The organism is Streptomyces sp. NPDC054765 (assembly GCF_053612065.1).
Genome location: NZ_JBSHBP010000022.1, coordinates 1 through 14,484 on the forward strand (window position 1 = coordinate 1; position 14,484 = coordinate 14,484).

Annotated in this window: 12 protein-coding genes; 8 read left to right on the forward strand and 4 right to left on the reverse strand. The window is 71.1% G+C overall.

Annotation, left to right across the window (positions count from 1 at the left end; translation table 11 throughout):
* Positions 1–44: 44 nt before the first annotated feature.
* Positions 45–1,274 carry a DUF349 domain-containing protein gene (locus tag ACWGJY_RS16375; protein WP_453261475.1) on the reverse strand — a complete coding sequence of 410 codons (1,230 nt, stop codon included), beginning with the start codon at positions 1,272–1,274 and terminating at the stop codon, positions 45–47.
* A gap of 251 nt (positions 1,275–1,525) precedes the next feature.
* Complete coding sequence (locus tag ACWGJY_RS16380; RefSeq protein WP_453261476.1) at positions 1,526–2,359, reverse strand: peptidylprolyl isomerase; 834 nt, start codon at positions 2,357–2,359, stop codon at positions 1,526–1,528.
* A 163-nt stretch (positions 2,360–2,522) separates the two neighbouring features.
* Here ACWGJY_RS16380 and ACWGJY_RS16385 point away from each other — a divergent pair, with 163 nt between their 5' ends.
* From ACWGJY_RS16385 to ACWGJY_RS16400, 4 genes are all read left to right on the forward strand, one after another.
* Positions 2,523–3,254 (forward strand): MBL fold metallo-hydrolase, encoded by a 732-nt coding sequence (locus ACWGJY_RS16385; RefSeq protein ID WP_453261477.1) that lies wholly within the window; start codon positions 2,523–2,525, stop codon positions 3,252–3,254.
* An 11-nt stretch (positions 3,255–3,265) separates the two neighbouring features.
* A complete protein-coding gene (gene hisS / locus ACWGJY_RS16390) occupies positions 3,266–4,528 on the forward strand; it encodes a histidine--tRNA ligase (protein WP_453261478.1) in 1,263 nt (420 codons plus the stop codon).
* Positions 4,529–4,831: 303 nt separating this feature from the next.
* A complete protein-coding gene (locus ACWGJY_RS16395) occupies positions 4,832–5,473 on the forward strand; it encodes a vitamin K epoxide reductase family protein (RefSeq protein ID WP_453261479.1) in 642 nt (213 codons plus the stop codon).
* Between the two features lie 80 nt (positions 5,474–5,553).
* Positions 5,554–6,924 carry a replication-associated recombination protein A gene (locus ACWGJY_RS16400; RefSeq protein WP_453261480.1) on the forward strand — a complete coding sequence of 457 codons (1,371 nt, stop codon included), beginning with the start codon at positions 5,554–5,556 and terminating at the stop codon, positions 6,922–6,924.
* Between the two features lie 57 nt (positions 6,925–6,981).
* On the opposite strand, the gene ACWGJY_RS16405 is transcribed toward ACWGJY_RS16400, so the two are convergent.
* Positions 6,982–7,734 carry a DUF2470 domain-containing protein gene (locus tag ACWGJY_RS16405; protein WP_453261556.1) on the reverse strand — a complete coding sequence of 251 codons (753 nt, stop codon included), beginning with the start codon at positions 7,732–7,734 and terminating at the stop codon, positions 6,982–6,984.
* A gap of 182 nt (positions 7,735–7,916) precedes the next feature.
* Between ACWGJY_RS16405 and rpsD the strand changes: the two genes are divergently transcribed.
* On the forward strand, positions 7,917–8,528 hold the full coding sequence (rpsD, locus tag ACWGJY_RS16410; protein ID WP_030987289.1) for a 30S ribosomal protein S4: 612 nt from the start codon (positions 7,917–7,919) through the stop codon (positions 8,526–8,528).
* A gap of 26 nt (positions 8,529–8,554) precedes the next feature.
* Here rpsD and ACWGJY_RS16415 read toward each other — a convergent pair whose 3' ends face one another.
* The gene (locus ACWGJY_RS16415) at positions 8,555–10,831 is read right to left on the reverse strand and encodes an ATP-binding protein (RefSeq protein WP_453261481.1); all 2,277 of its coding nucleotides are present in this window, start codon (positions 10,829–10,831) and stop codon (positions 8,555–8,557) included.
* Between the two features lie 192 nt (positions 10,832–11,023).
* Here ACWGJY_RS16415 and ACWGJY_RS16420 point away from each other — a divergent pair, with 192 nt between their 5' ends.
* The 3 genes from ACWGJY_RS16420 to alaS are packed head-to-tail and all read left to right on the forward strand — an operon-like array spanning position 11,024 to position 14,480.
* Complete coding sequence (locus ACWGJY_RS16420; protein ID WP_453261482.1) at positions 11,024–11,458, forward strand: DUF948 domain-containing protein; 435 nt, start codon at positions 11,024–11,026, stop codon at positions 11,456–11,458.
* Between the two features lie 8 nt (positions 11,459–11,466).
* Positions 11,467–11,811: a DUF6167 family protein gene (locus ACWGJY_RS16425; RefSeq protein ID WP_453261483.1), complete on the forward strand. Its 345-nt coding sequence runs from the start codon at positions 11,467–11,469 to the stop codon at positions 11,809–11,811.
* Positions 11,811–14,480, forward strand: coding sequence for an alanine--tRNA ligase (alaS, locus tag ACWGJY_RS16430; RefSeq protein ID WP_453261484.1), 2,670 nt, complete (start codon positions 11,811–11,813; stop codon positions 14,478–14,480). Before ACWGJY_RS16425 ends, alaS begins: the two co-directional genes overlap by 1 nt.
* The last annotated feature ends 4 nt before the right edge of the window (positions 14,481–14,484 follow it).

Sequence of the window (14,484 nt, forward strand, 5' to 3'; positions counted from 1 at the left end):
GTACGGATCTCCGTACCGGGGCCGCCGCATGTGCACCGGGCTTCTCAGCCGCCGAACTCCTCCAGGCCCTTGAGCGCCTGGTCCAGCAGCTCCTTGCGGCCCGCCAGCTCCCGGCCGAGCTTGTCGGCCTTGGCGTTGTTGCCCGCCGCCCGAGCGGTGTCGATCTGCTTCTCCAGCTTGTCGACCGCGTCCTGCAGCTGGCCGGTCAGCCCCGCGGCGCGGGCCCGCGCCTCAGGGTTCGTCCGGCGCCACTCGGTCTCCTCGGCCTCCTGGAGGGCGCGCTCGACGGCGTGCATCCGGCCCTCGATCTTGGGGCGGGCGTCCCGCGGCACATGGCCGATGGCCTCCCACCGCTCGTTGATCGCGCGGAACGCCGACCGTGCGGCCTTCAGGTCCGAGACGGGGAGCAGCTTCTCGGCCTCGACGGCCAGCTCCTCCTTGCGGGTCAGGTTCTCCCGCTCCTCGGCGTCGCGCTCCGCGAAGATCTCGCCGCGGGCCTGGAAGAAGACGTCCTGGGCGCCGCGGAAGCGGTTCCACAGGTCGTCCTCGTGCTCGCGCTGGGCCCGGCCCGCGGCCTTCCAGTCCGCCATCAGCTCGCGGTAGCGGGCCGCGGTGGCCCCCCAGTCCGTCGAGTTCGACAGCGACTCGGCCTCGGCGACCAGCTTCTCTTTCGCCTTACGGGACTCCTCACGCTGCGCGTCCAGCGACGCGAAGTGCGCCTTGCGCCGCTTGGAGAACGCCGAGCGGGCGTGCGAGAAGCGGTGCCACAGCTCGTCGTCCGCCTTGCGGTCGAGCCGTGGCAGGCCCTTCCAGGCGTCGACCAGCGCACGCAGCCGCTCGCCGGCCGCCCGCCACTGCTCGCTGGCCGCCAGCTCCTCGGCCTCGGCGACCAGCTTCTCCTTGGCGTGCCGGGCCTCGTCGCTCTGCCGGGCCTTTTGCGCCTTGCGCTCCTCGCGGCGCGACTCGACAGCCTCGACGAGGCTGTCCAGCCGCTTGCGCAGCGCCGCCAGATCGCCCACCGCATGGTGTTCGTCGACCTGGGTGCGCAGATGGTCGATCGCGGTCGTTGCGTCCTTCGCCGACAGGTCGGTGGTCTTGACCCGGCGCTCGAGGAGGCCGATCTCGACGACCAGGCCCTCATACTTGCGCTCGAAGTAGGCGAGAGCCTCCTCGGGAGTTCCCGCCTGCCACGATCCGACGACCTGCTCGCCCTCGGTGGTACGCACGTACACGGTCCCCGTCTCGTCGACGCGGCCCCATGGGTCGCTGCTCACAGCGCCTCCTCCACATGATGCCGACGGGGGCGTGCGGCCCCCCGGCATCGTCCACAGTTTCTGTCCGGCAGAGCCACGCCCTGGCCGGTCCGACGGGCTGAGTTGCGGGTGAGGGTGGCAGCCGTCGGAGCAGGCACCCTACCCAACGCCAATCTAGGCGACCGGCGGTCAGCTGTCCGCATCCAGCACGACGAAATTCCGTGGTTCGCACGGGGCGGTGCCGCGGCACCGCCCCGCGGCGGCCCGGCAGGTCAGGACTTCCGCACCGATGCCTTGTCGATCACCACGGTGGCGTTGGGCGCGGAGTTGCGGGTCTGCGGGTCGGTCGTCGAACCGGCCTTGGCGATCTTTTGCAGCACGTCCATACCGCCCGTGACGGTGCCGAACGGTGTGTAGTCAGGGGGCAGCTTGCTGTCCTGGTAGACGAGGAAGAACTGGCTGCCGCCGGAGTTGCGGGTCTTGTCGCTCGTGCCGTCATAGCGGTTGGCCATCGCGACCGTGCCCGCCGGATAGACGCCGCCCTTGAGCCGCGGGTCCTTGAGGTTCTCGTCCGGGATGGTGTAGCCGGGGGTGCCCTGGCCGGTGCCCTTCGGGTCGCCGCACTGCAGGACGTGGATCCCCTGGTCCACCAGGCGATGGCACCTGCTGTGGTCGAAGTAGCCCTGGGCGGCCAGGAAGGCGAAGGAGTTGACCGTGTGCGGCGCCTTGCCGGCGTCCAGCTTCAGCGCGATCGTGCCGCAGGTCGTCGCCAGCTTCGCGGAGTAGGAGGCCGAGGTGTCGAGGGACATCGACGGCTCCTTCGGCCAGGTCTTCGTCGACGGCGTGCCCTTCGCGGGCTTGTTGCAGGGATCCGGTGCCTTGGACGGTGCCGGATCCGCCGCGGCCCGGCGGGACTTCTGGTCGCCTCCGCCCGCGAGGCCGGCGGAGGCGTAGACCGCGGCGCCGGCGGCCAGCGCGACGGCCACGACGGAGGCGAGGATCACCTTGCGGCGTTTGGTCTTCCGCTGGTCCGCGGACCGCCGTTGCCGCTGACGCTCGTACTTCTCCCGGGCGAGCTGCCGCCGCCGCTGATCTTTGCTGACCACCGGTCGTCTCCTTGTCCGATCATTGATCGCGCTCGTGCGCCGTGGCCGTACGGTATACGGGTTCGCCCTGCCGGGAGTCCCGCCGGTAGGCTCTGGAGCTGCCGAGATCCGAGGGAGAAGCGGTCCCGCGGACCGACCTCCACACCGACCCTTAAGGACGAACGTGCTGATTGCCGGGTTCCCTGCCGGGGCCTGGGGCACCAACTGCTACTTGGTCGCCCCCGCCGCCGGCGAGGAGTGCGTCATCATCGACCCGGGCCACCAGGCCGCTCAAGGTGTCGAGGACGCGGTCGCAAAGCATCGGCTCAAGCCCGTCGCGGTCGTCCTCACCCATGGCCACATCGACCATGTCGCCTCCGTGGTCCCGGTGTGCGGCGCGCACGATGTCCCGGCCTGGATCCACCCCGCCGACCGCTACATGATGAGCGACCCGGAGAAGGCCATCGGCCGCTCCATCGGTCAGCAGCTCATGGGCGAACTCACCGTGGGGGAGCCGGACGACGTCAAGGAGCTGAGCGACGGTGCCGCCCTGGAACTCGCCGGGATGGAATTCTCCGTCGCGCACGCCCCGGGCCATACCAAGGGGTCGGTGACCTTCCGGATGCCTGAGCAGGCGGCCACCCCAGCGCATCAGGGGTGCCCGCCGGTCTTCTTCTCGGGCGACCTGCTGTTCGCCGGCTCCATCGGACGCACCGACCTGCCGGGCGGCGATCACGCCGAGATCCTGCAGTCGCTGGCGCGTGTGTGCCTGCCGCTGGAGGACTCGACCGTCGTCCTGTCCGGCCACGGCCCCCAGACCACCATCGGCCGCGAGCGCGCCACCAACCCCTTCCTGCGGGAGGTGGCCGCCGGCCTCGGAGACGGCCTCAGCGCCGCTCCACGACGAGGAATGTGACGAGAGCTTCCGTGAGCACCTTCAAGGCCCCCAAGGGCACGTACGACCTTATTCCGCCGCAGTCCGCCACCTATCTTGCGGTGCGCGAGGCGATCGCCGCGCCGCTGAAGAACTCCGGATACGGCTACATCGAGACGCCGGGCTTCGAGAACGTCGAGCTGTTCGCGCGCGGTGTCGGCGAGTCCACCGACATCGTGACCAAGGAGATGTACGCCTTCGAGACCAAGGGCGGTGACCAGCTGGCGCTGCGCCCCGAGGGCACCGCGTCCGTGCTGCGCGCCGCGCTGGAGGCCGGCCTCCACAAGGCGGGCAACCTCCCCGTCAAGCTCTGGTACTCCGGCTCGTACTACCGCTACGAGCGTCCGCAGAAGGGCCGTTACCGCCACTTCTCCCAGGTCGGCGCCGAGGCCATCGGTGCCGAAGACCCGGCGCTGGACGCCGAGTTGATCATCCTGGCAGACCAGGCCTACCGGGCGCTGGGGCTGCGGGAGTTCCGCATCCTGCTGAACTCCCTGGGCGACAAGGAGTGCCGCCCCCTCTACCGCGCCGCGCTGCAGGACTTCCTGCGCGGGCTCGACCTGGACGAGGACACCCGGCGCCGGGTGGACATCAACCCGCTGCGCGTCCTGGACGACAAGCGCGAGGCGGTGCAGAAGCAGCTCGACGGGGCGCCCAGGCTCCGCGACCACCTCTGCGAGGCCTGCAAGGCGTACCACGAGCAGGTGCGCGAGCTGCTGACCGCGGCGGGCGTGGCCTTCGAGGACGACGAGAAGCTGGTGCGCGGCCTGGACTACTACACCCGCACCACCTTCGAGTTCGTCCACGACGGCCTCGGCGCGCAGTCAGCGGTGGGCGGCGGCGGCCGCTACGACGGCCTGTCGGAGATGATCGGCGGCCCCGCGCTGCCGTCCGTCGGCTGGGCGCTGGGCGTGGACCGAACGGTGCTGGCGCTGGAGGCCGAGGGCATCACGCTCGACATCCCCGCCGCCACCGCCGTGTACGCGGTGCCGCTCGGCGAGGAGGCCCGCCGGGTGCTGTTCGGTGTGGTGACCGAGCTGCGCCGGGCCGGCGTCGCCACCGACTTCGCGTTCGGCGGCAAGGGGCTGAAGAACGCCATGAAGTCCGCCAACCGCTCCGGCGCGCGGCTGGCGCTCGTCGCGGGTGAGCGGGACCTCGCCGAGGGCGTCGTCCAGCTCAAGGATCTGGAGAGCGGCGAGCAGACCGCGGTCGCGCTGGACGGCGTGGCCGAGGAGGTCCGGCGCACGCTGGGTTGAGGCCGCACGGCAGGCGGACCACGCGGGCCCCTCGGGCTGCCGGGCGGGTGTCAATGCCCGGCAGCGTATTCATCCCGGCGGAGGGATTCCGGCGCTCCCGCACCGGCGGTGGCCCGCCCCCGGACGGGCAACAGGGCAGGCCGCGGCGGAGCGGATGCTGAGAGAACCCTGTGTTCCGCCGCCTCGTCTTTATGCTCATCGCACACCGGGTCGTGGTGGAGTTGGGGCAGAATGAACGACGGTGCCGCGAGGGCGCGCCCGCTTGCTCAGCCCCATCTCCCGAGGGATCGACGGAACGGCGATATGACGACGACAGCGCTTGACGACGTGTCCACCGACGACGACCGCGCGAGCGGCTCGGGCGCCATCGGCTCGGGTCGCGGCTTCGCCCTGCTCCTGGTGATCACCGGCGCGCTGGGCATCCTCGCGGCCTGGGTCATCACCCTGGACAAGTTCGAGCTGCTGAAGGACCCGAACTTCAAGCCGGCCTGCAGCCTCAGCCCGATCATCTCCTGCGGCAGTGTGATGCAGAGCAAGCAGGCGGAGGTCTTCGGCTTCCCGAACCCGATGGCCGGGCTGGTCGGCTTCGGCGTGGTCGTCGCGATCGGGATGGCCCTGCTGGCGGGTGCCCGCTTCCGCCGCTGGTACTGGATCGGGCTGAACACCGGCACCGGTCTCGCTGCGGTCTTCTGCATGTGGCTGATGTCCCAGTCGCTGTACAGCATCAACTCCCTGTGCCTGTGGTGCACGCTGACCTGGTGCGTGACCATCCTGATGTTCTGGTACACCACCGCGCACAACCTCAGGCACGGCATCATCCCGGCCCCCGAGGGGCTGCGCCGGACGGTACTGGAGTTCCACTGGGTCGTACCGGTGCTCTGGTACGGCGTGATCGCCCTGCTGATCCTCACCAAGTGGTGGTCGTACTGGAACAGCCTGATCTAGGGCTTCGTAGCTCCACGCCCCGGCCGCCGTCGATGACGGCGGCCGGGGCGTTGTCAGTGGGGTGGCATAGGCTCGTGATCGTGGAGCCCGACCTGTTCACCGCCGCTGCCGAAGACCGTCAGGAGAAGGACCCCGCGGGGTCCCCGCTCGCCGTGCGGATGCGTCCGCGCACCCTCGACGAAGTCGTGGGCCAGCAGCATCTGCTCAAGCCGGGCTCGCCGCTGCGCCGGCTGGTCGGCGAGGGCAGCGGGGGCCCCGCGGGGCCGTCCTCGGTCTTCCTGTGGGGGCCGCCGGGCATCGGCAAGACGACTCTCGCCCATGTCGTCAGCCAGGCGACGAACAAGCGCTTCGTGGAGCTCTCCGCGATCACGGCGGGTGTCAAGGAGGTCCGCGCGGTCATCGACGGTGCCCGCCGCGCCTCGGGCGGCTACGGCAAGGAGACCGTCCTCTTCCTCGACGAGATCCACCGCTTCAGCAAGGCCCAGCAGGATTCCCTGCTGCCGGCCGTGGAGAACCGCTGGGTCACCCTGATCGCCGCGACGACCGAGAACCCGTATTTCTCGGTGATCTCGCCACTGCTGTCCCGCTCGCTGCTGCTGACCCTCGAACCCCTCACGGACGACGATCTGCGCAGGCTGCTGCGGCGCGCGCTGACCGATGCGCGCGGGCTGGCAGGCTCGGTCACCCTCCCCGAGGACACCGAGGGGCATTTGCTGCGGATCGCGGGCGGCGATGCCCGGCGGGCGCTGACGGCGCTGGAGGCCGGCGCCGGCTCCGCGCTGGCCCAGGGTGAGAAGGAGATCACCCTCCGGGCGCTGGAGGAGTCGGTCGACCGGGCGGCGGTGAAGTATGACCGTGACGGCGACCAGCACTACGACGTCGCCAGTGCGCTGATCAAGTCCATCCGGGGCTCGGACGTCGATGCCGCGCTGCACTACCTCGCGCGCATGATCGAGGCGGGGGAGGATCCGCGGTTCATCGCCCGCCGGCTGATGATCTCGGCGAGCGAGGACATCGGCCTGGCCGATCCGACGGCCCTGCAGACCGCGGTCGCCGCCGCCCAGGCCGTCGCGCTGATCGGCTTCCCGGAGGCGCGGATCACGCTGAGCCAGGCCACCATCGCACTCGCCCTGGCACCGAAGTCGAACGCCGCGTATATGGCGATCGATGCCGCCTTGGCGGACGTCCGCGCCGGTCAGGCGGGTGCGGTACCGCCGCATCTGCGCGACAGCCACTACAAGGGCGCTCAGAAGCTCGGCCACGGCCAGGGGTATCAGTACCCCCACGACCTCCCGGGCGGCATCGCGGCCCAGCAGTACGCGCCGGACGAGGTGCACGGCAAGCGGTATTACGAGCCCACCCGCCATGGTGCGGAGGCGCGCTATGCCGATGTGGTCGAGCGCGTCCGGGTCCGCCTGCGTTCGGACTCCGGCGCGGGTGCCGCCGAATAATCCCGCCGGGGCCGGGGCCGGGGCCGGGGCCGGGGCGCAGGCCCCGGCAGCCCCCGCCTACCCGGCCGCCGCCTCGAAGAGCACATGCATCGCCCGCCGCAGCTCCGCCACGTCCCGTACGGGCTCGGGGAAGTCGAACCGCGCGTCGAAGGACCGCTGCTCGGGGTCCGTGAAGCGCACCCGCAGCCCGAAGCGGTCCAGGCCCACCGGCACGGCCTGGTCGCGCAGTCCGCACAGCTCGCCGCGGTCGCCCAGCAGGGCACACAGCCCGCGCACCTGCTCGCTGTGCGCCGCGTGCAGATGCTGCAGCAGATCCGCCTCATGGGCGGCCAGCGGATCGGGGGCCGCGGCGGCGAACGCGTCGGGTTCGACGGGCTCGGCGCCCCACAGGTCGTCCACCGCGCCCTCGCCGACCTCCAGGCGCAGCATCATCCAGGCGGTGCGCCCGTACATGCCCGGTGCCGGGTCGGGCTGCAGCGCCTCACCGATGCCGAGCAGTTCGCCCACCGGGTGCCGCTTTGCGAGCAGCATCGCGGCCTCGGCGCGCTGACCATTGCGTACGGGGGTCAGCCAGCCGGCCACCCAGGCCCGTCCGCGGATGCGATGAGGCACCGAAACGGGTGCGACGTCCGTGATCTCCATCACGGCCGCCAGATCGTCGTCCTGGGCGTGTGCGGCCGACCGAGCCGCCGCGGAGTCGCCGGGAACCAGCAACAGCACGTCTCCGTCGGGTGTCACGGTGCGGCATACGGGAGCCGAGAGACCGGATTCGTCGGAGTCCTCGACGCCGGGGATGCTCACAGACGCCATACCATTGGACTCGACGAGGGTCCGTACGCGCTCGGCGGCAGTGGGCTGCTGGGCGTCTTCCACGGGACGCGGCTGACCCGCCTCGGTGCGGTGTGCACGGGGCAGGGGGATCCCAGGTCGAAACATGCGTTCTCCTCGCGCTAAGGTAAGCCTCACCTAACTTACACGGAGGTCCGTTCCACGTGAACCAGTCGCGTCCCAAGGTCAAGAAGTCCCGCGCGCTCGGCATCGCCCTGACGCCGAAGGCCGTCAAGTACTTCGAGGCCCGTCCCTACCCGCCCGGCGAGCACGGCCGTGGCCGCAAGCAGAGCAGTGACTACAAGGTCCGTCTGCTCGAGAAGCAGCGCCTGCGTGCGCAGTACGACATCAGCGAGCGCCAGATGGCGCGTGCCTACGACCGCGCTCGGAAGGTCGAAGGCAAGACCGGCGAAGCGCTGATCATCGAGCTTGAGCGCCGTCTGGACGCGCTCGTCCTGCGGTCGGGCATCGCCCGCACCATCTACCAGGCTCGTCAGATGGTCGTCCACGGCCACATCTCGGTGAACGACCGCAAGGTCGACAAGCCGTCCTTCCGCGTCCGCCCCGGCGACGTCGTGATGGTCCGCGAGCGCAGCCGCGAGAAGCACCCCTTCCAGGTCGCCCGCGAGGGTGGCTACGACACCGACGGTGAGACCCCGCGCTACCTCGAGGTCAACCTGCCGGCTCTGGCGTTCCGCCTCGACCGGGACCCGAACCGCAAGGAGATCCCGGTGATCTGCGACGAGCAGCTCGTCGTCGAGTACTACGCCCGCTAAGCACCACTGCAGGCGCAGCACCACGCTCAGCCCGCCGTCTCCCCGCCGCTCGCGGAGGGGGAGGCGGCGGGCTCGTTCGTGCCGGGCGCCGTGATCCGCACCGCAGGCAGCCGTGCGGGCAGCCGGCCGGCGGGCCGCAGGACCCGGGCCACCGCCGCGTCCAGGTCGAGCCGCTCGCCCGCGCGCCGGCAGTACTCGTAGCGCGCGGCTCCCAGCCGCTCGCGCGCCTGCTCCTCGCAACGCGCATGCGGGTGGTGGAAGTGGCGCGAGCCGAACAGCGGCAGCCCCACCGACGGCCAGATCCGCCCCGCGGCGCCCTGCAGCACCGCCGCCTCCTCCGCGTCGCCCTCGCCGAGCGTCACCAGGGCCAGCAGCTCGATCGCCAGCACCGCCCCCAGCAGATCGTGGAAGGTGTGGTCGATGGCCAGGCACTCCTCCAGCAGCGCACGGGCCCGCCCGCCGTCGCCGCGGGACCATGCCGCGTACGCCAGCACGTACTGGGCGTAGGCCAGCGTCCAGCGCTCGCCGTGCTCCTCGCACACCTCCACGACGTCCTCGCACAGACGCACCGCGTCCGCCAGCTCGCCCCGGAAGGCGACCGCCATCGCCAGCTCGACCTGCGCCAGCAGCACATTGCTGTTCAGCTCGCCGATCTCCCGGTAGCGCAGCAGCGCCGCGCGCAGCAGCTTCTCGGCGCGCGGCATGTCGTCACAGACCAGTGCCAGACAGCCGGTGCGGTGCAGGGCATACGCCGCCGCGGTGGCGTTGCCGGTCCGCTCGGCCTCCTCGCGGCACTCCTGCAGGGCCCCCAGCGCGCCGACGGTGTCCCCCTGGACCACCGCGACATAACCGGCCACCCACAGCGCCTTCATCCGGGCCTCGTCATGGTTGCCCTCCAGCTCCAGGGCCCGGTCCAGCCAGTGCCGGCCCTCCGCGAGCCGGCCGCAGCCCACCCAGTAGAACCACAGGGTGCCCGCCAGATACTGGCCCAGGTGGGTATCGGCCGGGCTCTGAAGGCTCTGTTCCAGCGCCACCCGCAAATTGGGCAGCTCGGCCTCGATCCGGACCGCGATCTCGGCCTGCCGGGAGCTGAACCAGTCCAGTTCGCAGAAGGTGGCCAGCCCCAGATACCAGTCCCGGTGCCGGCGTCGCAGCCGCCCCGCGTCGGGTGTCGCCGCCAGCCAGTCCTCGCCGTAGGCCCGTACGGTCTCCAGCATCCGGTAGCGCACCCCGGCCGCGGTCTCCTCGCGTACGAGCACCGACTGGGCGACCAACTCCGCAAGGACGTCGAGGAGTTCATCGGCCGGCAGCTCCGGCCCCGAGCAGACGTACTCGGCCGCCTCCAGGTCGAACTGCCCGGCGAAGACCGACAGCCGCGCCCACAGCAGCCGTTCCCCGGACGTGCACAGCTCATGGCTCCAGCCGATCGCGGTACGCAGCGTCCGGTGGCGGGGCGGGGGGTTGCCCTGGGCGAGGGGAGCCGGGGCCAGGGATGGGGGGCCACCCTGCCCGAGCGGAGCCGAGAGCCCAAGGGAGCGCCGCGGGCGGGTGCCGGTCAGCAGCCGGAAACGGTCGTCGAGCCGGTGCAGCACCTGGTCCACGGACAGCGCCCGCAGCCGCCCGGCGGCCAGCTCCAGCGCGAGCGGAATGCCGTCGAGCCGGTCGCAGAGCTGGGTGACCGCCATCTCGTTGGACGGCCCGACGGTGAATCCGGCGACGACGGCCGCGGCCCGGTCGGCGAACAGGGCGGTCGCATCGGCGGTGTTCAGCGGCCCCAGTGGCACATTCCGTTCGCCGTCGAGCCCGAGCGGCCGCCGGCCCGCGGCCAGCACCCGCAGCCCGGGGGCGCGGCGCAGTAACTGCCCGGTCAGCTCGGCACAGGCGTCGACCAGGTGCTCGTAGCCGTCCAGGACGAGCAGCAGGTCCCGGTCGGCGAGGAGGTCGCACAGTGCGGCGCGCACCGGGCGCCCGCTGTGGTCGGCGGCCCCCAACACCTCGGCGACGGTGTGGTCAAGGAGGTGAGGCTCGCGCAGGGAAGCCAGTTCGACCAGCCACACTCCATCGCAGAAGCGATCCTGCAAGATCGCTGCACCATGGCGGGCAAGCCGTGAGGTGCCGATGCCGCCGAGGCCGGTGAGCGTCACCAGCCGGGAGGACTCCAGCTCCCGTGCCAGCGTGGCCAGTTCGTCCTGGCGGCCGAGAAAACGGTTGAGCTCCACGGGCAGGTTCCCCGGCTTTCGGGGCGCCCCCGGAAGCGCTGGGGAGGGGCGGGGAGCAGGGCCGGGGCGCGTGAGGCGTCGCATGGCACACGGAGCGTACTCGGCAGGTTGCGGACCGTACAATCACGCCTCCCGTTTCCCCGGGCGTCCACTCCGCGCCACGGGGAACGGGGTACGGACGGACAGTCACGGCGCGATAAGGTCAAGGTTGCCGTTCGAGCGGGAGAGCCGAGCGGGAACGAGCCCAGACCAAATCAGTCGGAGAGTGGTGCCAACGTGTCCGGTGGAGAGGTGGCCGGGATCCTCGTGGCCGTCTTCTGGGCGATCCTCGTGTCGTTCCTCGCCCTCGTGCTGGTGAGGCTCGCGCAGACGCTCAAGGCGACCACCAAGATGGTGGCCGACGTGTCCGAGCAGGCCGTTCCGCTCCTCGCCGACGCCTCCGCGACCGTCCGCTCCGCGCACACCCAGCTGGCCCGCGTCGACGCCATCGCCGCCGACGTCCAAGAGGTCACCGCCAACGCCTCCGCGCTCTCCTCGACCGTCTCCTCCGCCTTCGGCGGTCCGCTGGTCAAGGTGGCGGCGTTCGGTTACGGCGTGCGCCGTGCGATCGGCAAGAAGGGCGAGCCGGAGCCCGAGCGCACCGTCGTCCTCGGCCGTACCCTGCCCGGCGCCCGCCGCGGCGGGCGCCGCAACCGCCGCTCCAAGGACTGATCACAGCGATGTTCCGCCGCGCATTCTGGTTCACCACCGGCGCCGCCGCCGGGGTCTGGGCCACCAGCAAGGTCCACCGCAAGCTGCGCAAGCTGCAGCCCGACAGCCTCGCCGCACAGGCCGCGGACAAGGCCGTCGAGACCGGACACCGGCTGCGCCAATTTGCATTGGACGTACGGACCGGAATGGCGGACCGTGAAGAACAGCTGCACGAGGCCCTGGGCCTCGGCGGGACGGGTGAGGTGCGCGAGCTGCCCGCGCCGCGCCGCGCGGTGCTCGAACCGCAGTACCGCACCACGAGAACAACCGGACCTACCGGTCTGACCGGACCGACTGGAAAAGAGGACCACTGATGGAGTCGGCTGAAATCCGCCGCCGCTGGCTGCGCTTCTTCGAGGAGCGCGGGCACACCGTCGTGCCGTCGGCGTCGCTCATCGCGGACGACCCGACGCTGCTGCTCGTCAACGCGGGCATGGTCCCCTTCAAGCCGTACTTCCTCGGTGAGGTCAAGCCGCCCGCCCCGCGTGCCACCAGCGTCCAGAAGTGCGTGCGCACGCCGGACATCGAAGAGGTCGGCAAGACCACCCGGCACGGCACGTTCTTCCAGATGTGCGGCAACTTCTCCTTCGGCGACTACTTCAAGGAAGGCGCCGTCAAGTACGCCTGGGAGCTGCTGACCGGCTCGCAGGCCGACGGTGGCTACGGCCTCGACCCGGAGCGTCTGTGGATCACGGTCTACCTGGAGGACGACGAGGCCGAGCGCATCTGGCGTGACGTCATCGGCGTCCCCGCCGAGCGCATCCAGCGGCTGGGCAAGAAGGAGAACTACTGGTCCATGGGCGTCCCGGGCCCCTGCGGCCCGTGCTCCGAGATCAACTACGACCGCGGCCCGGAATTCGGCGTCGAGGGCGGCCCGGCCGTCAACGACGAGCGGTATGTGGAGATCTGGAACCTCGTCTTCATGCAGTACGAGCGGGGCGCGGGCACCGGCAAGGAGGACTTCGAGATCCTCGGCGAGCTGCCCAGCAAGAACATTGACACCGGCCTCGGCCTCGAACGCCTGGCGATGATCCTGCAGGACGTCCCGAACATGTACGAGACGGACACCCTGCGCGTCGTCATCGACCAGGCCACCGAGCTCTCCGGCGTGCGCTACGGCGCCTCGGACGCCACCGATGTCTCGCTGCGCGTCGTCGCCGACCACATCCGTACGTCCACGATGCTCATCGGCGACGGCGTCACCCCCGGCAACGAGGGCCGCGGCTACGTCCTGCGCCGCATCATGCGCCGCGCCATCCGTAACATGCGGCTGCTCGGTGCCACCGGCCTGGTCATCGGCGAGCTGCTGGACGTGGTCATCAAGACCATGGGCCAGCAGTACCCGGAGCTGATCGAGGACCGCCGCCGCATCGAGACCGTCGCCCTCGCCGAGGAGGCCGCCTTCGTCAAGACGCTGAAGGCCGGCACCAACATCCTCGACACCGCCGTCACCGACACCAAGGCCTCGGGCGGCACGATCCTGCCCGGCGACAAGGCCTTCCTGCTCCACGACACCTGGGGCTTCCCGATCGACCTCACCCTCGAAATGGCCGCGGAGCAGGGCCTTTCGGTGGACGAGGACGGCTTCCGCCGCCTGATGACGGAACAGCGGGACCGCGCCAAGGCCGACGCCCGTGCCAAGAAGCACGGCCACGCCGACCTGTCCGCCTACCGTGAGGTCGCCGACACCTCCGGTGCCACGGAGTTCACCGGCTACAGCGCCACCGAGGGCGAGTCCACCGTCGTCGGTCTGCTGGTCAACGGCGGCTCGGCGCCCGCCGCCCACGAGGGCGACGAGGTCGAGGTCGTCCTGGACCGCACCCCCTTCTACGCCGAGGGCGGCGGCCAGCTCGCCGACACCGGCCGGATCAAGCTCGACTCCGGCGCCGTCGTCGAGGTCCGCGACGTCCAGCAGCCGGTCCCCGGTGTCACGGTCCACAAGGGCGTCGTCCAGGTCGGCGAGGTGCTGCTCGGCTCCGCCGCGTACGCCACCATCGACGTCACCCGCCGGCGCGCCATCGCCCGTGCCCACAGCGCCACCCACCTCACCCACCAGGCGCTGCGCGACGCCCTCGGCCCGACGGCCGCCCAGGCCGGCTCGGAGAACTCCCCGGGCCGCTTCCGCTTCGACTTCGGCTCGCCGGCCGCCGTGCCCGGCGGGGTCCTCACGGACGTCGAGCAGAAGATCAACGAGGTGCTGGCCCGTGAGCTCGACGTCCATGCCGAGGTCATGAGCATGGAGGACGCCAAGAAGCAGGGCGCCATCGCCGAATTCGGCGAGAAGTACGGCGACCGCGTCCGGGTGGTCACCATCGGTGACTTCTCCAAGGAGCTGTGCGGCGGCACCCACGTCCACAACACCGCTCAGCTGGGCCTGGTGAAGCTGCTCGGCGAGTCCTCCATCGGCTCCGGCGTACGCCGCGTCGAGGCGCTGGTCGGCGTGGACGCCTACAAGTTCCTGGCCCGTGAGCACACCGTGGTCTCCCAGCTCACCGAGCTGGTCAAGGGACGCCCGGAGGAGCTGCCCGAGAAGATCTCCGGCGTCCTGACCAAGCTGAAGGATGCCGAGAAGGAGATCGAGAGGTTCCGCGCCGAGAAGGTGCTGCAGGCCGCCGCCGGGCTGGCCGAGGGTGCCAAGGACGTCCGTGGGGTGGCGCTGGCCGCCGGCCAGGTACCGGACGGTACCTCCGCCGACGACCTGCGCAAGCTGGTGCTCGACGTACGCGGCCGGATCCAGGGCGACCGTGCCGTCGTTGTGGCCCTTTTCACCGTGGCCAACGGCCGCCCGGTGACGGTCATCGCCACCAACGAGGCCGCCCGCGAGCGCGGCATCAAGGCCGGTGACCTGGTCCGTACGGCCGCCAAGACGCTCGGTGGCGGTGGCGGCGGCAAGCCGGACGTCGCCCAGGGTGGCGGCCAGAACGCCGCCGCGGTGCCCGAGGCCATCGAGGCCGTCGAGCGCCTCGTCGCCGAGGCGGCCTGACGCG